This is a genomic window from Alcaligenes sp. Me129, assembly GCF_050487245.1.
Classification (GTDB): Bacteria; Pseudomonadota; Gammaproteobacteria; order Burkholderiales; family Burkholderiaceae_B; genus Alcaligenes; species Alcaligenes phenolicus.
In genome coordinates this window covers 46,095-65,830 of the sequence record NZ_JBKQGX010000002.1, presented here as the reverse complement: position 1 = coordinate 65,830, position 19,736 = coordinate 46,095, and the positions used below count along the sequence as shown (strand labels likewise).

At 57.4% G+C, this 19,736-nt stretch carries 17 protein-coding genes; 2 read left to right on the top strand and 15 right to left on the bottom strand.

The annotated features are described in order from the left end of the window. Positions 1-7 precede the first annotated feature (7 nt). Positions 8-457 (top strand): flagellar export chaperone FlgN, encoded by a 450-nt coding sequence (gene flgN, locus ACLPGZ_RS02300; protein ID WP_239055286.1) that lies wholly within the window; start codon positions 8-10, stop codon positions 455-457. A gap of 74 nt (positions 458-531) precedes the next feature. Here the strand turns inward: flgN and flhF are convergent, their stop codons facing one another. From flhF to flhD, 14 genes are all read right to left on the bottom strand, one after another. Next, complete coding sequence (gene flhF / locus ACLPGZ_RS02295; protein ID WP_429640970.1) at positions 532-2,880, bottom strand: flagellar biosynthesis protein FlhF; 2,349 nt, start codon at positions 2,878-2,880, stop codon at positions 532-534. Beyond that, complete coding sequence (gene flhA / locus ACLPGZ_RS02290; protein WP_035269032.1) at positions 2,877-4,988, bottom strand: flagellar biosynthesis protein FlhA; 2,112 nt, start codon at positions 4,986-4,988, stop codon at positions 2,877-2,879. Before flhA ends, flhF begins: the two co-directional genes overlap by 4 nt. Positions 4,989-4,993: 5 nt before the next feature. Continuing rightward, a complete protein-coding gene (flhB, locus tag ACLPGZ_RS02285; protein WP_021446829.1) occupies positions 4,994-6,145 on the bottom strand; it encodes a flagellar biosynthesis protein FlhB in 1,152 nt (383 codons plus the stop codon). A 215-nt stretch (positions 6,146-6,360) separates the two neighbouring features. Then, positions 6,361-7,002: a protein phosphatase CheZ gene (gene cheZ / locus ACLPGZ_RS02280; RefSeq protein ID WP_021446830.1), complete on the bottom strand. Its 642-nt coding sequence runs from the start codon at positions 7,000-7,002 to the stop codon at positions 6,361-6,363. A gap of 13 nt (positions 7,003-7,015) precedes the next feature. After that, positions 7,016-7,405 (bottom strand): chemotaxis response regulator CheY, encoded by a 390-nt coding sequence (cheY, locus tag ACLPGZ_RS02275; RefSeq protein WP_009458133.1) that lies wholly within the window; start codon positions 7,403-7,405, stop codon positions 7,016-7,018. Between the two features lie 44 nt (positions 7,406-7,449). Beyond that, positions 7,450-8,508, bottom strand: a complete 1,059-nt coding sequence (locus ACLPGZ_RS02270) for a protein-glutamate methylesterase/protein-glutamine glutaminase (protein WP_021446831.1) — start codon at positions 8,506-8,508, stop codon at positions 7,450-7,452. A 62-nt stretch (positions 8,509-8,570) separates the two neighbouring features. Beyond that, positions 8,571-9,413 (bottom strand): CheR family methyltransferase, encoded by an 843-nt coding sequence (locus tag ACLPGZ_RS02265; protein WP_026484567.1) that lies wholly within the window; start codon positions 9,411-9,413, stop codon positions 8,571-8,573. Between the two features lie 4 nt (positions 9,414-9,417). Then, the gene (locus tag ACLPGZ_RS02260; protein WP_035269028.1) at positions 9,418-11,154 is read right to left on the bottom strand and encodes a methyl-accepting chemotaxis protein; all 1,737 of its coding nucleotides are present in this window, start codon (positions 11,152-11,154) and stop codon (positions 9,418-9,420) included. Positions 11,155-11,281: 127 nt separating this feature from the next. After that, positions 11,282-11,782, bottom strand: a complete 501-nt coding sequence (locus ACLPGZ_RS02255) for a chemotaxis protein CheW (protein ID WP_009455177.1) — start codon at positions 11,780-11,782, stop codon at positions 11,282-11,284. Positions 11,783-11,798: 16 nt separating this feature from the next. Further along, complete coding sequence (cheA, locus tag ACLPGZ_RS02250; RefSeq protein ID WP_035269025.1) at positions 11,799-13,880, bottom strand: chemotaxis protein CheA; 2,082 nt, start codon at positions 13,878-13,880, stop codon at positions 11,799-11,801. Positions 13,881-13,966: 86 nt separating this feature from the next. Further along, positions 13,967-14,905: a flagellar motor protein MotB gene (motB, locus tag ACLPGZ_RS02245; protein WP_009455181.1), complete on the bottom strand. Its 939-nt coding sequence runs from the start codon at positions 14,903-14,905 to the stop codon at positions 13,967-13,969. Between the two features lie 12 nt (positions 14,906-14,917). Beyond that, complete coding sequence (motA, locus tag ACLPGZ_RS02240; RefSeq protein WP_026484570.1) at positions 14,918-15,793, bottom strand: flagellar motor stator protein MotA; 876 nt, start codon at positions 15,791-15,793, stop codon at positions 14,918-14,920. 191 nt (positions 15,794-15,984) lie between these two features. After that, positions 15,985-16,635: a flagellar transcriptional regulator FlhC gene (flhC, locus tag ACLPGZ_RS02235; protein ID WP_035269018.1), complete on the bottom strand. Its 651-nt coding sequence runs from the start codon at positions 16,633-16,635 to the stop codon at positions 15,985-15,987. Between the two features lie 30 nt (positions 16,636-16,665). Beyond that, positions 16,666-16,992, bottom strand: coding sequence for a flagellar transcriptional regulator FlhD (flhD, locus tag ACLPGZ_RS02230; protein ID WP_009455187.1), 327 nt, complete (start codon positions 16,990-16,992; stop codon positions 16,666-16,668). A gap of 437 nt (positions 16,993-17,429) precedes the next feature. Here flhD and ACLPGZ_RS02225 point away from each other — a divergent pair, with 437 nt between their 5' ends. Continuing rightward, a complete protein-coding gene (locus ACLPGZ_RS02225) occupies positions 17,430-17,927 on the top strand; it encodes a C40 family peptidase (RefSeq protein ID WP_009455189.1) in 498 nt (165 codons plus the stop codon). Between the two features lie 124 nt (positions 17,928-18,051). Here ACLPGZ_RS02225 and ACLPGZ_RS02220 read toward each other — a convergent pair whose 3' ends face one another. After that, on the bottom strand, positions 18,052-19,650 hold the full coding sequence (locus tag ACLPGZ_RS02220) for a glycerol-3-phosphate dehydrogenase/oxidase (RefSeq protein WP_060186842.1): 1,599 nt from the start codon (positions 19,648-19,650) through the stop codon (positions 18,052-18,054). Positions 19,651-19,736 lie beyond the last annotated feature (86 nt).

The window sequence follows — 19,736 nt, the reverse complement described above, 5'->3', positions numbered from 1 at the left end:
AACGGCCATGTCTTTGCAAACCTGTCTTGCCGATCAACGCCAAACCCTGCTGGACTTCGAGCAGCTACTGGCAGAAGAAAACACCCTGCTGCTGCGCAGCTTCGAGCCACAAGAACTGGCCCAGATCACCCTGCGCAAATATCAGCTGGTTGAACGTATCGAGCAACAGGACCAGGCTCGCGCCCAGCTCCTGCAAGCACGTGAACTGGAAAACAACCTCCAGGGCCTGCGCTACGCGGCTGAAGAAGACGAACTGGAAGAAGAACTAGAACAGTTGATCGAGCTGAGCGAGAAGGTGCGCAACGCCAGCGACAACAACCGCATTTTGGTGGATACCTTTTTGGTCGACACCCAGCAAAACCTGGACGCCCTGGAAGCCTTCACGGGTCGCAATACCTTTTACGACGCGTCCGGCAAAACACGGAATACGCAGTCTTCCTTGAGCTTGAAGGCTTAGAGCCAAGCCAAAGCTGCGCTCTGACAGACATAAAAAAGCCTGCCACACGGCAGGCTTTTTCAATCTTGCTGAATTTAGCTCATCGCTTCCTTCAACACCAGCATCTTTACCAGCGCATCAACCGCGTGGCTGGACTTCAGCCCCGGTTTGCCCAGCAAGCGTGCGCTGAGTTGTCGCACACCCAAATTGTCCGGTGCCTGCAGCAAATCCCAGGCGGCCAGCGTCAATTGGGCGGCGGCCAGCAAGTTGAGTTCTTCTTCAAACTCGGAATTGCTGGTAGGCAAAATGCCACGCACAGTGCTTAGCAAGCGCGCCATTTCCTGCACTTCGCTACGCAGCATCATGTAGCAGGCCAGACTGGCCGGGGCGATGGCCTCGGAGCCTGCGCGTTGGTGCATCAAGGCAAAACGGGTTTTCAACACTTTGCCGTCGTGACGACGCACGGTGCGCAGGATGATCAGGTCCAGATGCACAGGCTCGGCATTGCGTTGTCGCAACTGCACCGGCTCGACGGCGTACCACAGGGCGATTTCACCCTTCTTGGCGCGGCCCAACGTTTCCAGATGCAAGCGTGCTGCCAGATCGGGAATCGCGTGGAATGCCAGCTGTTTGCCAAGGGCATTCGGCGTGGTCTTGCCGTCCTTGTGCCACAAGGAAGTCGCACCCGGAATCAGGGCCAGCCAGTCGGCTTCCATATCAGCCCATTGACGCCACATGGTGGGCGAACCACCTTCAAAAATATGCAGCAAGTTTACCGGTTGGGCCTGGGCATTCAAGACCTGCATGGCCTGGTTCAGTGCCTGTGTCGGGCCCGGCCGTTCCATGCTGCGCACGCCCCGTACATCCGACCATTGGGAGGGCGTTTGGCGTTGATAATACGGCACGCTCAAGGCCTGACCTTTAGGACTGAACAGGAAACTGAACGAGCATTGCTCCTGGCTACCGGCAAGCTGATGATCGGCATGGATCACCAGCAAGCGGGACACATTGCCCTCACTGACTTCCTGACACGCGGCACGCATCAGGCCTTCGGCACGCTGTGCCGCCGCCCCATCCTGAACAGGGGCATTGTGAGCATGCAGATCGCGCCAGAAATCGTAGGCTTCCGCGCAGGCCAGACGTTCATCCAGATCGGCGGCTGCACGACGGGCCTGCTCCAGGGCGATAGGGCCACCCGCAGAGGCAGCCGACAACAAACGCGGCAAGACACGCGCACGGCGTTCTTCTTCAGCCTGTTGCTCCTGGGCGGACTGTCCACCGCTTTCCAGCAAGGCAGCCAGATCACCGGAACTGGGCGCGTACAAGGGGCGCTGGTTCTCGCGCACCTGCAAGGCAGAGTCGACCAGTTCGGCGGCACTCATGAAACGCAAATCCTCGGGCACTTTCTGGCCGTTGGACACATAATGAATAGGCAGCTTGAAGCGAATGGCCGTATCCAGCGGCCCACCCAGCTTGATCGCCTCGTCCACTTTGGAGATGATGCAGCCACTTAGCGGAGTGCCACCATCTTGCGTATAGCTGCGGGCGACCTCATCCAAGGTATCGCCCTGGCTGGCGGCGTTCAGGACCAGCAAGCGTTGCACCCGGCGTCCGGCACTGGCCAGCAATGCAGCTTGTTCTCGCACATAACGGTCGCGCTGGCTGATGCCCATATTGTCGATCAGGATCACCTGATCGGGCCGCACACCCAGCATCACGCTACGCAGTTGCGCCACGTCCTGAACAATATGCACGGCTACCCGCATCAGGTCGCCATAAATTTTCAGTTGCTCGTGCGCACCGATCCGATAGGTGTCAGTCGTCAGCAAAACGACCTTATCGGGACCAAAACGGCGCACAGCACGCGCAGCCAGTTTGGCCAGCGTGGTGGTCTTGCCCACACCCGTGGGGCCCACCAGAGCCAAGGCCAAGCCGGGCTGCCACAAGGAGTCCTCGGAACGCAGTACCGGCAAATGGGTTTCCAGCTCGGTCCGCACCCATTGCAAGGCCGCCCGCGCGCCCAGCTCTTCAGGCAGGCGCTTGAGCATGGCACGCAACAAGGCAGTACTGAAGCCTTGCGATAAAAGACTCTGAAATAGATTCACCGCGACAGGCGAGCGCCGCATCTGATGACTCCAGACCAGATCGTCCATGCGGCCTTCCAGGGCACCACGCAATGCCCCAATCGCACCCATCACATTGTCGGCGGCCGGTGGCGGGGCCATCTCCTGCTGACGTATGCCAGCGGCCTGATGCGGTGTGCTGCTGGGCATGGGTGCACGTTCAGTGGCACCACCGGGAACGGAGCTGGAATCGGTAGCGAGAATCTCCACCCCGCCATTCACGCGACGGTTGGACACAATCAAGGCATCGGGGCCCAAAGCGATACGCACCTGGCGCATGGCTTCACGGCTGGTACTACCAAAAAAGCGACTTATATTCATTCAGACTGACCAATAATGGTGGTGACCCGAAGGATGCGTTCTTCAGGGATTTCAGCGTTGGACAAGACACCCAGTTGTGGGATGTGGTGACGCAAGAAACGCGACAAGGTGGCCCGCAAAACAGGCGGCACAACCAGCACGGGCGGATCCCCATGTTCCTCCTGGAACTGGGCCGCACGCATGGCATCAGTCAGTACCGACTCGGCCAGACCTGGTTCCAGTGCACCACTGCTGGTCAGCGCCTGCGTCATGACCCGCTCCAGACGGGCATCCAGACCAATCACACGCAACTCGCCCTCGCCAGGGAACCACTGCTGCACAATAGCGCGCCCCAAGGCCACGCGCAGAACTGCAAGCAATTCGCCTGCCTCCTGGCCGGGCTGAACCGCACCGGGAGCCAGAATGCGCGGCGCATGTTCAGCCAGCGTTTCCACAATGCTGCGCATATCGCGAATCGGCACATCTTCAGCCAACAGACCACGCAAGACCTTGAGCAAGAGGCTGAGGGACAAGGTTTGCGGTACGAAATCTTCGACCAGCTTGGGCGCTTCGCGGCCCACGTGATCCAGCAATTGCTGCACTTCCTGACGGCCCAGCAAATCGGCCCCGTGGCGATGCAGCAAGTGGTTGATATGCGTGGCAATTACCGTGCTGGCATCCACCACGGTGTAGCCCGCAATCTGGGCCTGCTCGCGCATGCTGACATCCACCCAGACGGCGGGCAGGCCAAAGGCTGGGTCCGTAGTAGGTGTGCCGGGCAGCTTCATGGTGACACCACCGGGATCAATGGCCAGCCACTGCCCTGGCGTGGCGGTACCCCGACCAATTTCCACCCCGGCCAACAGGATGCGATAGTCGTTAGGCTTGAGCTCCAGATTGTCCCGGATATGAACCACAGGCGGCAAAAAACCCACTTCCTGTGCGAACTTTTTACGCAAGCTGCGGATACGATGCAGCAGCTCACCGTTTTGCGCATGGTCCACCAAAGAGATCAGGCGATAACCCACTTCCAGACCCAGCGGGTCCACCATGGACACATCATTCCAGCTGGCTTCACTGGCGGCAGAATCGGCTGCGGCCAGCACTTCATCATTGGGTTCGCTGGCTTGCTGCTGCTGTTCGAGCTGATGCTTTTGCATCATCCAGGCTCCAGCACCCAATATCGCGGCCAGCAGTAGGAACACCAGATTGGGCATGCCGGGAATCAAACCCATCAAACCCAGAATCCCGGCGGTGATATACAGCACCATGGGATTACGGAAAAGCTGGCTGACCATTTGCTGGCCCACGTCTTCATCCGTCGCCACACGCGACACTACCACACCAGCGGCAGTAGAAATGATCAGGGCTGGAATCTGGGCGACCAGGCCGTCACCAATGGTCAACAAGGTGTAAACGCGACCGGCTTCCGAGAAAGACAAGTCATGCTGCAGGACACCAATAATCAGACCACCAATCACGTTGATGACCATGATCAACAAGCCCGCCACCGCGTCCCCGCGCACGAACTTGCTGGCACCGTCCATGGAGCCGTAGAACTCGGCTTCCTGCGAAACCTCGGTACGGCGACGACGGGCATCGTCTTCGCCAATCAGGCCGGCGTTCAAGTCGGCGTCAATCGCCATCTGCTTGCCCGGCAAGGCGTCCAGGGTAAAGCGTGCCCCCACTTCCGCAATACGACCTGCACCCTTGGTAATCACCACAAAGTTGATGATGACCAGAATCACGAACACGATCAGACCAACGGCAAAGTTACCGCCCACCAGAAAGTGACCAAAAGCCTCAATCACCTGACCGGCAGCGTCCGGGCCTTTGTGGCCGTTCATCAGTACCACTCGCGTCGAGGCCACGTTCAAAGCCAGGCGCAACAAGGTCGCAAACAGCAGCACTGCCGGGAAAGCGGCAAAGTCCAGCGGCTTTTTGGTGAACATGGCCACCAGCAAAATCATGACGGCCAGGGCGATGTTAAAGGTAAACAGCAGGTCCAGCAGAAACGGTGGCAAGGGCAGAATCATCATGGCCATGACCATGAGGATCAGCACCGGACCAGCTAAAAGCCGGGCGTGTTGACCACCGTTTTGTTTCAGTAAGGCAAAAAAATTGTTCATTGCTTTTAATGTTTGCGCGAACGCAGTGGACCTTCATCCATGCCAGTTGGCACTTTCAATCGGGTGGGCATGATCGGGCGCTCGCCCTGCCCCTTGTTCCAGTTACGAAGCTGATAAACCCAGGCCAGCACTTCGGCCACGGCCGAGTACAAGTCCACAGGAATCTCGCGCTCCAGCTCCACGTTGAAGTACAAGGCCCGTGCCAGCGCTGGCGCCTCCAGCATGGCCACCTTATGCTCGGCGGCCAGCCCGCGAATCTTGGCAGCAATCAGCCCCGTGCCTTTGGCAACCACACGGGGGGCACCGCCCTTGCCGTCCTGATACTTCAAGGCCACCGCATAATGCGTAGGGTTGGTAACCACCACATCGGCCCCCGGCACCTGGGACATCATGCGCGAACGGGCCATGGACCGTTGCTGCTGCCGGATGCGCCCTTTCACATGCGGGTCACCCTCGCTTTCCTTATGTTCTTCTTTCACATCCTGGCGCGACATGCGCAGCTTTTTGTAAAAGCTCCACAACTGCCAGGGCGCATCAATCAAGACAATCACCAGCAAGCTGGCGGCGATCAGGGCACAACACTTGATGATCAGTGTCATCCCCGTGGCAATGGCCGCCGTGGGATGCACATACATCAAGGCCGTCATCTGCTCGCGCTCGGTCCAGATCACATACACCGCCACCGAACCCACCAGACCGGCTTTGGCCAGGGTCTTGATCAGCTCGATCACGGTCTGCATGGAAAACATGCGCTTGATGCCCTTGGCCGGATTCATGCGCTCGAACTTGGGCTGCAAGGCCTTGCCGCTAAAGCTCATGCCGCCCAGCGCGATCGAGGCAAAGATCGCGACCACAACCAGCAGCAGGAACAGCGGTGCCAGACCTTTTAATGCTTCGCCTGCCAGACCGGCCGCCTGCACAACCATGGCGCTGGGATCGTGCGCTACGCGCGGATCAAACCAGACGCTGCGACGCACAATGCCGCCAAAAGTCTCGTACAAATAGCTGGCCCCGGCCCAGATTCCGCCAATCCCGGCCAGCAGCATCAGGAATGTCGTCAGCTCTCTGGAACGCGCCACCTGCCCTTCTTCCCGCGCCTTTTCCAGGCGCCGGGGTGAGGCCGGTTCCGTTTTTTCGAGATCGCTGTCTTCTGCCATGGACTGCCAAGACGCAGGAATTGAAAGAATGAATCACGCGCCCAGCACGAATGTCGCGTTCGCACTGCAGGCCGCGGGGTCATTCTAAAAGAGCACCGCGGCTCTGATAGCGCGGAGAAAGCCCGATAAAAGCAGGCTGTTCCCCACAAGCAAAAAGGCGCTGCAAGGTGCAGCGCCTTTCTGAAGCGAACGCGATGATCGAATTTGGGTGAGGATTAAAAGCCCAGATTCGCCAGCAAGTCGTCTACCTGGTCCTGGCTGGTGACCACTTCCGAGGCTACCGGCGAGACCACCGGGCCGTTGATAAGGCTTTGAGTTTCTTCGCGTTTTTCTGTGGGGACATTATCGACCAGCACCTGGACCAGTTCGGTCTCGATGGTGCCAACCACACCCAGCATGCGCGTGATCACCTGCCCGGTCAGATCCTGAAAGTCCTGGGCCATGATGATTTCCAGCAGATTGTCCTGCGTCTGCTGGGCCTTGACGGGCACATCGCGCAAGAAGCCGCGGGTACGCTTGACCAGTTCGCGGGCCTGGTCCTGGTCCAGAGGCTGTTCAAACCACTGTTCCCATTCGGCATCCAGGGCCTGGGCATCCTCTTGCAAGGACTCCTGCAAAGGACGCACCTGCTCGGCCGCGTTCAGTACCCGGTTGGCGGCCTGCTCAGTCATGCGAGCCACATAGTGCAGACGATCACGGGCATCCGGAATCGCGTGCGCGGCATCTTTAATGGCCTGATCCAGACCCAGTTCGCGCATGCTTTCCCGCAGCAGGCGGGTCAGATTGGCGATGCGGTAGACCAGATCAACCGGTACGCTTTGGGGGTCGGGATGATTCGGTGTTTGCTGTGGATCCATGACGTACTCCGTATTAACCGGCCATTTTCTCGAAGATCTTGTTCAGCTTCTCTTCCAGAGTTGCGGCGGTAAAGGGTTTGACGACGTAGCCATTGGCGCCCGCCTGGGCGGCGGCAATAATGTTCTCTTTCTTGGCTTCGGCGGTCACCATCAGCACAGGCAAAGAGGACAGGTTGGCATCGGCACGAATCTGCTTGAGCATTTCCAGCCCATCCAGATTCGGCATATTCCAGTCAGAGACCACAAACTCGAAATTGCCGTTGCGCAGTTTTTCCAGGCCCATCTGACCATCTTCTGCTTCGTCTACATTCTCGTATCCCAGATCCTTGAGCAGGTTCTTGATGATCCGGCGCATGGTGGGAAAGTCATCGACGACGAGAATTTTTATATTTTTTTGTACCATTTACATTCTCCAAATGAGTAGCATGCCAGTGCGTTCAGGACCGTTTATACACGGTGCCCAAAGGCCCCCACACTGGCCAGAATTCGTTCGCTGATCTGCCCCAGGGGCAAGGCGATGTCCGCCGCGCCAATTTGCAGGGCTTCACGCGGCATGCCAAAGACCACGCTGGTGGCTTCGTCCTGGGCAAAAGTCATGGCACCGGCCTGTTTCATGGCCAGCAAACCTTGCGCGCCGTCCTTGCCCATGCCGGTCAGAATGACACCCACGGCATTGCGTCCGGCCAGCTCGGCGGCAGAGTGAAACAGCACATCAACCGAGGGCCGGTGGCGGTTGACAGGTTCACTGTCCACCAGCTTGACCACATAGTTGGCACCCGAGCGGGCCAGCTTCATGTGCGCCACGCCACCGGGAGCCAGATACACATGGCCGGGCAACACGCGCTGACCATCTTCGGCCTCGTGCACCTGCATGGAACACAGACCATCCAGACGGTTCACGAACGAGCGTGTGAAACCGGCTGGCATATGTTGGGTAATCATGATGGCCGGACAATTGGCCGGCAAAGGCTCCAGCACCTGGCGAATGGCCTCGGTGCCGCCAGTGGATGCACCGATCATGATCAGTTTTTCAGTGGTCGAAAAGTTGTGCGTCAGGCGACGAGCCGGAGCGGACCCTGCCGGGGCCGGGGTCGCACGACGCGGACGGGCAATGGACGCGGCGCGGATCTTGTCGGCGATCAAATCCGAGTAATCCAGCAAGCCATCCCGCAGGCCCAGCTTGGGTTTGGTCACAAAGTCCACCGCGCCCAGCTCCAGGGCACGCAAGGTCACGTCCGAATTGCGCTCGGTCAGCGAGGACACCATCACCACGGGCATGGGACGCAAGCGCATCAGTCGCTCCAGAAAGTCCAGCCCGTCCATGCGCGGCATCTCGACGTCCAGCGTCAGCACATCCGGATTGTGTTCTTTGATCAGCTCGCGCGCCACCAGCGGATCGGGGGCCACGGCCACCACTTCCATATCCGCATGACTGTTGATAATTTCCACCATCAGGCTGCGCACCAGGGCGGAATCGTCTACACACAAAACTCGAATTTTCTTCATGCTACTCATAATCCCGATTTCAAACGCCAACAGAGCTTGGGGCGGGGTGAAACTAATGGGCCCTAGTTCCGGACATACACCGTCTGACCCAGCAAACGAAAGGCCTTGGTCAGATAGGAGAAGTTCTCGGAATGCCCCACAAACAGCAGTCCGCCAGGCTTGGTGACGGCGGCGAATCGCTCCAGGATGCGTGTCTGATCGTCCCGGTCAAAATAAATCATGGTGTTTCTACAGAAGATCACATCAAAACGGCTGGAAGACGGCCAGGCCGGCCCCACCAGATTGAACTCCTCGAACTCCACCATATTGCGCAACACGGGCTTGACGCGTGCCAGCCCCTTGCGAGCGCCCACGCCACGCTGAAAGTAACGCGGCAGCCACAAATCGGGCACGGGCTGAATGCGCTCCAGGGTATACACGCCCTGACGGGCCTTGTCCAAAGCTGCCGAGTCAATATCGCTAGCCAGAATGGATACGTTCACATCCGGTGAAGGGCAGTGTTCGCGCACCGTCATGGCAATGGAATACGCTTCCTCGCCCGTAGAGGCGGCGCTGCACCAGATATCCAGGGGTTTGCCGCGTGTACTGACAAACTTGCCCAGAATATCGAAGTGATGCTGCTCCCGAAAAAACGCGGTGTGATTGATGGTGAAAGCGTTGACGAAGTCCTGCCACTCCTGGCTATGCGTATCCTGTTCCAGAATATCCAGGTACTGGCGTACCTCGCGCATGCCCGCGTTCTGACTGCGCATACCCAGCGTGCGGGCCACCATATCTTCTTTGTGGGTACCTAAGATGATGCCCGCATACGACTTGAGCAAGCGCGCGGCTCGCTCACAGTCGGCCCTCGAGGCTTGCGGGATCGAGGGCAATGTATAAACAAAAGGTTCCACAGATGTGCTCATATAACTACAGGCTGGCCAAGGTCCCGCTAAAAGGCCCCGCCGACAGACGCTCGGTAGAACGTAATCGTTCCGGCTCGGGCGCTTCAAACGGATCATCAATAATGTCTTGCGCACTGACTTTGAACGCCGACACCGCATCGGACAAACGGGTTGCCTGATCCTGCAAGGAGCCCGCCGCAGCGGTAGCCTGCTCGACCAGGGCCGCGTTCTGCTGCACAACCACATCCATTTGCGCAACCGCCCGGTTCACCTGCTCAATTCCTTCGGACTGCTCGTTTGAAGCCGAGGAGATTTCCGCCATGATGGTCGTTACGCTCTGTACCGAGCTGACCACTTCCATGACCACCTTGCCCGCCTCATCCACCTGTCGAGTCCCTTCTTTCACTTTGGCCAGCGACTGCTCGATCAAGCCCTTGATCTCACGCGCCGCTTGCGCACTGCGCTGGGCCAGACTGCGTACTTCACCGGCCACCACCGCAAAGCCCTTGCCCTGCTCGCCTGCACGGGCGGCTTCCACCGCGGCGTTCAAGGCCAGAATATTGGTCTGGAAGGCAATGCCGTCGATCACGTTCACGATCTGGGCAATCTGTCCCGAACTGGCCGACAAGTCTTCCATGGTTTGCACCACGGTAGAGACCGCCTGGCCACCGCGCAGAGCCACTTCGGAAGCATTCTTGGCAACCTGATCCGCTTGCTGGGCATTGTCCGAGTTCTGACGAACCGTACTGGCCAACTGCTCCATGCTGGCCGCAGTCTGCTGCAAGGAGGCGGCCTGCTCTTCCGTGCGACTGCTCAAGTCCGTATTGCCCACATAGATTTCATGCGAGCCAAAAGTGATCTCTTCCACGCCCTGGCGCACGGTCTGCACCATGGACTGCAAGCTGCCCTGCATGCGACGCACGGCGTCATACAGCACACCAATTTCATTGGTGGACTTCACTTCCACGCGCTGGGTCAGATCCCCGCTGGCGATGCGATCAAAGTGCGCACCGGCCTGACGCAAGGGGCGCAACACCATGCGATTCAAGAACACATACACGGCCAAGGAGATAAACAGACAAAGCACCATGGCCAGACCCACCAGGCGGATCACCATGTTGTACTGGTCGTTTTCTTTCTGGTATTGCGAGTCGATAGAACGCTGCTGAGCTTCCTGCAAGGTGTTCAAGGCGCTGTACAGATCCTCTTCCAGGAACTTGGTGGTAGTCGCCACATAGCTGCGGAAACCCGCAATATCACCTTGCTCCAGATAGGCGATCAAGGGCAGCACGCCACCTTGCATCAGGGACATGAACGCCGCATCGACACGCTGGTAGTAATCGTTGGTGCCTTCCAGCTGGGTGGCAACACCCTGGTATTCAAAGAAGGCTTCCTGGGCCAGTTCAAACTGCTTGCGCGTGGCATCCAGGGCATCCCGGGTTGCCGAGCTGATCGCCGAGGTTTTGGGAGCCACATCGCTCCACTCGGCCATCAAGTCCTGGTTTTGCAGATCATTGCTGACCACATAGCTGATGGCCGCTCGTCCAATCAGGGTTTGAGTCTCTTTGTAGCGCTCGATGGCCTGATACATGGCCGAGCCTACACGCTGATTGACCACGATGCTTTGCAGCGCACCGTTATTGGCGCGCAAGGACAAAATCCCCAGAGCGGCGCCTGCCACCAGCATTGCTAAAAAAAACACCAGTACCAGAATCAGACTGGTCCGCACCTTCAGATTGGCTAAACGTAATCCATCCAGCATTGCAAGCACCTTGTCTAGAGTAGATCCGAACATCAGAGGCGCTTGTGACGCCTCCCCCGGCCCGAACATTCCTTGAAGGACCCGTTAAACAAGTCCCCGCCTGGCAAGTCTTTGCAGACTCGGGCGATCAGGCCACTGCGCTGTCAACCAGAGCCATCTCTTCACTGGTCATCAGTTTTTCAATATCCACCAAAATCAGCATACGTTCGCCCAGCGTACCGATACCGGTCAGGTACTCGGTCGAGAAGGCGGTGCCGAAGCTGGGGGCAGCGCTGATCTGGGACGATTGCAGCACCAGTACATCCGAGACACCATCCACCACCACACCCACTACGCGGTCGTGCAAGTTCAGAATCACCACGACGGTCTGGTGGTCGTACTCCACCCGTTCCATGTTGAAACGCACCCGCAAGTCTGCGATAGGAACAATCACGCCACGCAGATTGGTAACGCCCTTGATGAAATTGGGCACGTTGGCGATACGAGTGACGGTCTGGGAGTCGTAGCCCCGGATCTCCTGAACTTTCAGAATATCGATGCCGTATTCCTGGTCGCCCAGAGTAAATACCAGATACTCCTTGCCGCCAGCCTCGGCAGCTTCGGAGTGGGAAGTAAAGTCGTTGGACATAAAGATCTCCGAATAATCAGGCCCACGTCGAGGCGGGGTCCCGCGCCAGACGTTGCAAGGCAAAAACATCAACAATCAGGGCTACGCTGCCATCGCCCAAAATGGTGGCAGCAGAAATACCCGGAATTTTTCGATAATTGGCTTCCAGGTTCTTGACCACGACTTGATGCTGACCAATCAGGTGATCGACCAGCAAGGCAAAGCGCATGTCTTCGGCCTGCAAGATAACGGCAATCGCACGAGTCACATCGGTCTCGGCCCCTTCAACCGAAAAGATGTCACGCAGGGAAATCAGGGGCAGATACTCGCCACGTACAAACATGACGTGATCGGTATCGGTGACGCTGCGCAACTGTTCTTCAGTGGGCTGCATGGATTCGGTTACGTGAGCCAGCGGCAGGATGAACACCTCATTGCCCACCTGGACCGACATGCCGTCCAGAATCGCCAGCGTCAGCGGCAAAACAATACGGGTGGTCGTTCCCTTGCCTGCACGCGAGTACAGCTGCACATGGCCGCCCATGCTTTGGATATTGCGTCGCACCACGTCCATGCCCACGCCACGTCCGGAAATTTCCGTGACTTTGTCGGCGGTGGAAAAGCCGGGGGCAAAAATCAGTTGCCACACTTCGTCGTCCGGCATGGTCTCGGTGACCGGCAGACCCGAAGACATGGCTTTCTTCAGAATACGTTCGCGGTTCAGGCCGGCACCATCATCCACCACTTCAATGATGATGTGGCCACCCTGGTGCTGGGCCGACAAGGTCAGCACACCCTCTTCTTCCTTGCCCGCAGCCAGACGATCCTCGGGCATTTCAATGCCGTGATCGATACTGTTGCGCACCAGGTGCGTGAGCGGATCAATAATGCGTTCGATCAGGCTCTTGTCCAGCTCGGTGGCCTGCCCTTTGGTGACCAGACGAATCTTCTTGTTCATGCGGGCCGCGCTTTCACGCACCACACGCGGAAAGCGGCTGAACACGTAATCCATCGGCATCATGCGAATGGACATCACGGACTCTTGCAGGTCGCGCGCATTGCGCTCCAACTGTTCGATGCCATTTAACAGGCGATCATGCACGACCGGGTCCAGCGTCGAGGCAGTTTGCACCAGCATGGCTTGTGTAATCACCAACTCACCCACCAGATTGATGATCTGGTCGACTTTTTCCACGCCCACACGGATCGTGCCGGACTCTTTGGGAGCCGCGGCCTTGGCGGGTTTGTCGGCAGCTTTAGGGGCAGCAGCAGGAGCAGGCGTTTCGGTTTTTTCAGGTTCAGCCGCAACAGGGGCTGGTGCTGGAGCGGCCGGAGCGACAGCGGCGGGTTCGACAACCACGGCGGCGGCAGGAGCAGAAGCAGCCGCGGATGCTGGAGCCGCCGCTTGCCCAGGAGCAGCAGCCGGTTTTACCGACACCTGATCGGCATTCAGAATAAAGCAGCAAACGGCCAGTATGTCGTCCGCTGAACCTGTGGTTTCCACCCAGATATCCAGGCGATCGCCTTCACGGGTTTGATGGACGATGGTGCCCATCAACTCCATTTCTTGTTGCAGCGCCTCAGCATCTTTATCCGATACCGGTCCCATGGACACCCACAGTGGCAAGCCATCCGTATTGGCGGCCGGTTCCGGCTCGGGTTCCGCTTCGGCTTGCAGAATCGCTTCGGTTCCTTTGGCGTCCGTTGCCAGAATGCCCTTTTGCTCCAGGGCCAGTTGCCTCAATTGCGCGCAGATACGGGTATAGGCTTCCTCGTCAGGCTCCTGTTCCTCGCGGTAGGCATTGACTTGTCCGGTTAGCACGTCCTTGGTTTCCAGAAAGAGGTCAATCATGTCCTTGCGCAATTGCATCTCGCCATTACGGACCAGATCGAGCAGATTTTCGAGTAAGTGGGTAGTTTCAGCCAGCTGACCGAAGCAACCAAACGTGCCTGCACCGCCCTTGATCGAGTGCGCGGCCCGGAAGATGGCATTGAGCTGATCGCGATCAGGCTCGTCCAGATCCAGCTCCAGCAGCAAGCGCTCCATGTCCGCCAGCAACTCATCGGCTTCATCGAAAAAGGTTTCGTAAAACTGACTCAGATCTACGCCGGAGCTCATGAACACTTCCTTCCTGGTTATGGCTTAGAACAACAAAACAAAAAGCACAGCCCAAACACCTGGGCCGTTGGGCCTGTTAACAAGCCCTAGGGCACCACTGGCAAGGCAGAAGGCATTTCAGGCAGACCGGGAATATGAATACTGATTGGCCCCTCGGTCTCCTGCATGGCTTCGCGCAAATCAAACTCTTCCGAACCGCTTGCGGCTTGCTCGTCCATGCGTCGTTCGGCCCGGCTATTGAGCACGAGCAGGCTGATACGTCGATTTACGGCTGCGGCGGGGTTATCTTTAACCAGGCTGACACTATCGGCCAAACCCACGACCTGCTTGACCTTGGCCTCGGCCAGACCACCAGCCACCAGCTCCTGTCGAGCCGCATTGGCACGGTCGGCCGACAGCTCCCAGTTACTGTACAAACGCTCGCCACTGGCATACTGCAGCGAGTCGGTATGACCGGAAATCAGAATCCGGTTAGGCATCTCGTTCAAGGGAGCGCTTAGCGAGCGCAAAATGGCCCGCATGTAAATCTGTACCTGTGCACTACCCGTGGAAAACATGGGGCGGCTTTGACGGTCGATAATCTGGATGCGCAAACCGTCCTGAGTCATGTCCAGCAGTAGTTGCGGACGGAACTCTTTCAGCACGGGATCGATGCGGATCAGTTCTTCCAGAGCCGATTTCAAATCTTCCAGACGCTCCACATCCTGGCGATCATCCGCCGCCTGGCTGCTGTTCGTGCCGGGATGGGGATTGGGAACCAGGCTGGGCTGGCCACCGGGAATGACGCTGCGCGAATAGTCGGCCTGATAGCCGCCCGAAACGGCGTCCATCAAGGGCATGCGGAAGTAATCGGCAATTTCCTTCAAGTCCTGCTTGGGAACCAGGGAAAGAATCCACATCACCAGGAAAAAAGCCATCATCGCCGTCATGAAGTCAGCGTAGGCAATTTTCCAGCTACCACCATGATGCTCGGCATGGGCCGTCTTCTTGCGACGGATGACCACGCGATCTTTATGATTGCTCATGAACGCATCCGCTTAGGCTTTGCGACCAGCACCCGAGCGGGCCTGACGTACATGCTCTTCCAGCTCCTGGAACGAAGGGCGATCGGAGGAAAACAGCACTTTACGGCCAAATTCCACGGCAAGCTGGGGCGGGTAACCATTCAGATTAGCCAGCAAAGTGACCTTGATGCACTCCAGCACCTTGACCGAATCCGAGGTACGGCGTTCGATGGTAGCGGCCAAGGGAGCGACAAAGCCGTAGGCCAGCAAGATACCCAGGAAGGTACCAACCATGGCCTTGGAAATCAGGTCTGCCAGCACGGCAGGCGGCTGGTCTACGGAGGCCAGCGCTTTCACCACACCCAGCACCGCCGCCACAATCCCGAAAGCGGGCAAGGCGTCAGCCACCTCACGCAAGGCACGTGCAGGCACGTTACGTTCGTGCTGGTGGGTTTCAATGTCCTGGTCCATCAACGTTTCGATTTCAAACGAGCTCATATTGCCGCTGATCATCAAACGCAGGTAGTCGGACACAAAGTTCATCAAAGCCGGATCTTTCACCACATTGGGGTAATCAGCAAAGATGGGACTTTGTTCGGGGTTTTCGATATCCGCTTCGATGGACATCATGCCATCGCGTCGAGCCTTGTTCAGCAGCACAGACAACATGCCCATCAACTGCATGTACAACTGCTTGTTGTAGGGGCTGCTGCGAAATGCAATCGGCAACGCTTTGGCCAGCAGCTTGATGGACTTGCCGCTGTTGGACGCAAAATAGGCCCCCAGGGCCGCGCCACCAATCAGCAGTAATTCAAAAGGCTGGTATAGCGCACCCAAGTGCCCGCCCAGCCCCACAAAGCTCCCGAAAACGGAGACGAAAACAATGATATATCCAAGGATAATAAGCACGGATACGCCTTCTTCAAATACACGCTGCTAATGATGGCGGCAAGCAACCGGGCTAAAACGACGCGTTAATGGCCTTTTTCCAGCCTAGATCGACGCTTCCAGTTGCCTTGACACATTCAGATTCTTATCAGATCCACATCAAAAACCAGCATCTATCCGGCTTTGCTGCACACTGACGACAAAAGCTATTGCTAGATGGGCACGTCTACCTGTGCGTTGACGTGCCCCGTGACCCTGGCTTGCGGCTCCTTGACCGGCTCTGATTTTCGACTTTTGCCGCCCGGAGATTTAGGTGTACTGCGTGCCTTGCTGGCACGGGTCTTGCCAGCCCGTGGTGGCGGACGGCAAATGGCACAAATAAAGCCTGATTCAGGATCGTGCGCATGGGCCACAAAGCCCCCCTTGCAGCGCTCGCACTGGGACAGCTGCAACAAACCGCTATCAAAAAAGCGCAGCAGCATCCAGGCACGAGTAAAACTCAGCACGGGCTCTTCATCCGGCCCCACGTCCAGACGCCCGGCCGACGATTGCTCCAGGTAAAGGCGATAAGCCTCGACCAGTGCACGGCTTTTATCGCACGGCGTATGCACGGCCATGAACTGGTAAATGCTGTAGAACAGGCTGGAATGAATATTGGGCAGCCAGGTCATGAACCAGTCGACAGAAAAAGGCAGCATCCCTTTGGGTGGCGAGCAGCCTTTGACTTCACGGTACAAACGGGCCAGCCGGTCGTAGCTTAATGATGTTTCTGCTTGCAGGACCTGCAAACGCGCCCCCAGCTCAATCATGTCGGAAGCAAGCCCAATTTCCTGGGCTTCTTTGGCGACGCTTTTTATAGCCATAGTTCTTGATGTAATAAGTTCGCAGCCGGTTTAACCGGCTTGTTCTGCCGTCGCGCGCTGTGACAGAAGAATGGTGGAGTGGGCCTGCTGCAATACCCCTCCCAGCACATCCTGCGTCAAGGTGGTGAGCAGGTCGTAGTCATTGAAGCGAAAGCCGCAAATCAACGAGCTGGAGCTGGCCAGCTTGACCAATTGGGCCGGCGACAGACGCAACAAGGTCTCTGCCACATCGGTATCGAAGCCCAAACGGAACATACCTGCCGAAAAATTCTCCCGCAGCAGGCGCTGCGCGAGTAACAAGTACGACAAATTGACTTCCTGAATATCATTCAGCAGCGAATTTTCCGATACGGGCATGTCAGCCATCCTTGTAAATCTGTTAATCAGCCAGTTTCTTGTAACAAAACACATTTAAAATATATAAAGTTACATAAATATGTATCATGCCTTGCAATCTATTGCATGAATATAATTTTTACATTCTCGATGTTTCCGACACACACCCTCTTTTAATGCCCTAAAAACATGGAAAACATCAAATATATGCAATAAACGTATCAAGACACAGCAGAATATTATCAGATGCTCACTTAATGTTGTAGTTATAAACGAGATGTAACATGACAAAGATCAAAGCGTCTGTATCAAAATTATGTTTTGTTGCATACATTAGCCATTAATTAATGCATATTTCGACGATCCATCTCACGCGCTGCCTAAAAAGCGTCGAAATATCGGATAATCTTCTGGTGACAGCTTTCCCCGCCGCCCCCACATCCGTTTTGTAACAGCCCATGGTTCCTGCTGCTTTTACGCAACGTCTGTTTGCCTTGTGCCTGACACTGATCCTGGCGGCTTGTGCGCACACGCCCTCGTCCCGCCTACCCGCCGGCAAACCCATTGGTGTGGATGAACAACGCCGCTCAGCCGTAGTCCTGTCTGCCCTGACCTTGCTGGATACGCCTTACCGCTACGGCGGACGCGAACCGTCTACCGGCTTTGATTGCAGCGGCCTGGTGCACTATGTATTCAGCCAGGAATCCAGTTCCCCCATTCCACGCCGCACCGGCGACCAGGCCAGCGCGGCCCGGCGTGTCAGCCGTTCACAGCTGCGCCCGGGTGATCTGGTGTTTTTCAATACGCTGGGTACCCCGAACTCGCATGTAGGCATCTATATAGGCAAGCAACAATTCATCAACGCTCCCTCCAGTGGTGGACGCGTGCGGATTGATTCACTGGACAATCCCTATTTCGCCAAACGCTTTGAAACAGCTCGCACTTTCTTTGATTGACTCATCGGCAAGCCAGCGCGGGCATTGAAAGAAAGCAGGCCTGATCTTTCACCAGGCCCAATTTCATTGGGCGCAGAAAGCAAAAGGGCCCGTAATGAACGGGCCCTTTCTTATTGCCATACGTTTAACGCGTAGGCACGGTGGCGTATTGCTCGGCCAGTTCCAGAAAGGCCTCCAGCTCGGGCGAGCGCCCGGTTTCTTCTTCCATAATTGCCGCCACCGCTGGGGCAAGTGATTGCGCCAGACGCGCATCAAGGAACAAAAGGCGCGAACGACGGGCCAGCATGTCTTCAACGGTACGGGCATATTCAAAGCGGCAAGCAAAGCGCACCATAGCCACACTCAAGCCCGGCGCCAATTCCTGATCCGCTCCCGGCAAGGTCTGCACCCAATCGGCCTCGCTGCCATACGCATCCAGACCGGCTGTACGCCCCAGAGAACGCCGGTCACCTACATAAGAAGCACCGACCAAACGTTGCTCCTGAGTCCGACAGGCTGGCAAAGGCCTCAGCAAGCCGGACTGCTGGCAGCGTTCCAGCACATCCTCGGCCATGGCACGATACGTCGTCCATTTGCCGCCAGTGACTGTCAGCAAACCATTCGCACTAACCGTAATGCTATGTTCCCGGCTGATGGATTGCGTCTGCCCCGCGGCCGACTCGGCTGCAGGGCGCACCAACGGTCGCAGCCCCACCCAGATACTGCGCACATCCTGCACCGTGGGCGCTTTTTGCAAATAATTCGCGGACTCTTTCAGAATGAAATCCACTTCCTGGGCCAAGGGGCGCGGCTCCAGCGGAATATCGTCTCGGGGAGTATCCGTCGTGCCCAAAATCAGCTTGCCCAACCAAGGCACGGCAAACAAGACCCGGCCATCCTTGGTCCGTGGCACAAGCAAGGCGTGTTCACCGGGCAGGAATTCCTGATCAACCACCAAGTGCACACCCTGGCTGGGCGAAACCATAGGGCGCAGTTCACGCCCGGCTTCCTGCGCATCCAGTTGTCGCACCTGATCCACCCACACGCCCGTGGCATTGACCACGCATGTGCTCTGGATCTCGTAGGTCTGACCGCTTTCCTTGTCCTGGCAGCGCACCCCGCAGACCTTGCCCTCGCTGTGCATCACATCCACAACCGGACAGTAATTAATGAGCAAGGCCCCATTCAGAGCCGCCGTACGGGCCAGGGCCAAGGCCAGACGGGCATCATCAAACTGGCCGTCCCAATATTTCACACCACCTTTCAGGCCACTTTGCCGCGCACCGGGTAGAAGCTGCCGGATCTTGGAAGCACTCAAAAATTGGGTATGACCCAACCCCTCGCGCCCCGCCAAACCGTCATAGGCCATCAGGCCCACCCCGTAAAACGGAGTCTCCCAGCACTTGTAGCTGGGCATGACAAAAGGCAGGCGCTGCGCCAGATGGGGCGCATTGCTGAGCAAATGCATACGCTCGCGCAAGGCTTCACGCACCAGACTGACATTGCCCTGGGCCAGGTATCGCACCCCGCCGTGTACCAGCTTGGTCGCCCGCGAGGACGTGCCTTTGGCAAAGTCCCAGGCTTCCAGCACAACCACACTCAAGCCCCGCAAGGCCGCGTCCAGAGCCACGCCCAAGCCGGTAGCGCCGCCACCCACCACGACCATATCCACCTGCGTGGTGCGCGCCAAGGCGCCCAGCATCTGGGCTCTGTCGGTCAATAAGGGGGAACTTAATGTAGTCATAAGATGAGCTTTGGACCTGAAATTAGCAGACACCCGAAAAAACACTGACTGGCTCGGGATTTACCCTGATTTTAGCCCCTGAACTT

What these genes read in the sequence shown, in the direction of transcription:
- flhA (WP_035269032.1), bottom strand. Translation starts at nt 4,988, where the DNA reads ATGAACAATTTTTTTGCCTTACTGAAACAAAACGGTGGTCAACACGCC.
- ACLPGZ_RS02220 (WP_060186842.1), bottom strand. Translation starts at nt 19,650, where the DNA reads ATGACTACATTAAGTTCCCCCTTATTGACCGACAGAGCCCAGATGCTG.
- cheY (WP_009458133.1), bottom strand. Translation starts at nt 7,405, where the DNA reads ATGGTACAAAAAAATATAAAAATTCTCGTCGTCGATGACTTTCCCACC.
- ACLPGZ_RS02265 (WP_026484567.1), bottom strand. Translation starts at nt 9,413, where the DNA reads ATGAGCACATCTGTGGAACCTTTTGTTTATACATTGCCCTCGATCCCG.
- cheZ (WP_021446830.1), bottom strand. Translation starts at nt 7,002, where the DNA reads ATGGATCCACAGCAAACACCGAATCATCCCGACCCCCAAAGCGTACCG.
- ACLPGZ_RS02270 (WP_021446831.1), bottom strand. Translation starts at nt 8,508, where the DNA reads ATGAAGAAAATTCGAGTTTTGTGTGTAGACGATTCCGCCCTGGTGCGC.
- flhC (WP_035269018.1), bottom strand. Translation starts at nt 16,635, where the DNA reads ATGGCTATAAAAAGCGTCGCCAAAGAAGCCCAGGAAATTGGGCTTGCT.
- ACLPGZ_RS02260 (WP_035269028.1), bottom strand. Translation starts at nt 11,154, where the DNA reads ATGCTGGATGGATTACGTTTAGCCAATCTGAAGGTGCGGACCAGTCTG.
- flgN (WP_239055286.1), top strand. Translation starts at nt 8, where the DNA reads ATGTCTTTGCAAACCTGTCTTGCCGATCAACGCCAAACCCTGCTGGAC.
- flhB (WP_021446829.1), bottom strand. Translation starts at nt 6,145, where the DNA reads ATGGCAGAAGACAGCGATCTCGAAAAAACGGAACCGGCCTCACCCCGG.
- flhD (WP_009455187.1), bottom strand. Translation starts at nt 16,992, where the DNA reads ATGCCCGTATCGGAAAATTCGCTGCTGAATGATATTCAGGAAGTCAAT.
- motB (WP_009455181.1), bottom strand. Translation starts at nt 14,905, where the DNA reads ATGAGCAATCATAAAGATCGCGTGGTCATCCGTCGCAAGAAGACGGCC.
- ACLPGZ_RS02225 (WP_009455189.1), top strand. Translation starts at nt 17,430, where the DNA reads ATGGTTCCTGCTGCTTTTACGCAACGTCTGTTTGCCTTGTGCCTGACA.
- ACLPGZ_RS02255 (WP_009455177.1), bottom strand. Translation starts at nt 11,782, where the DNA reads ATGTCCAACGACTTTACTTCCCACTCCGAAGCTGCCGAGGCTGGCGGC.
- cheA (WP_035269025.1), bottom strand. Translation starts at nt 13,880, where the DNA reads ATGAGCTCCGGCGTAGATCTGAGTCAGTTTTACGAAACCTTTTTCGAT.
- flhF (WP_429640970.1), bottom strand. Translation starts at nt 2,880, where the DNA reads ATGAATATAAGTCGCTTTTTTGGTAGTACCAGCCGTGAAGCCATGCGC.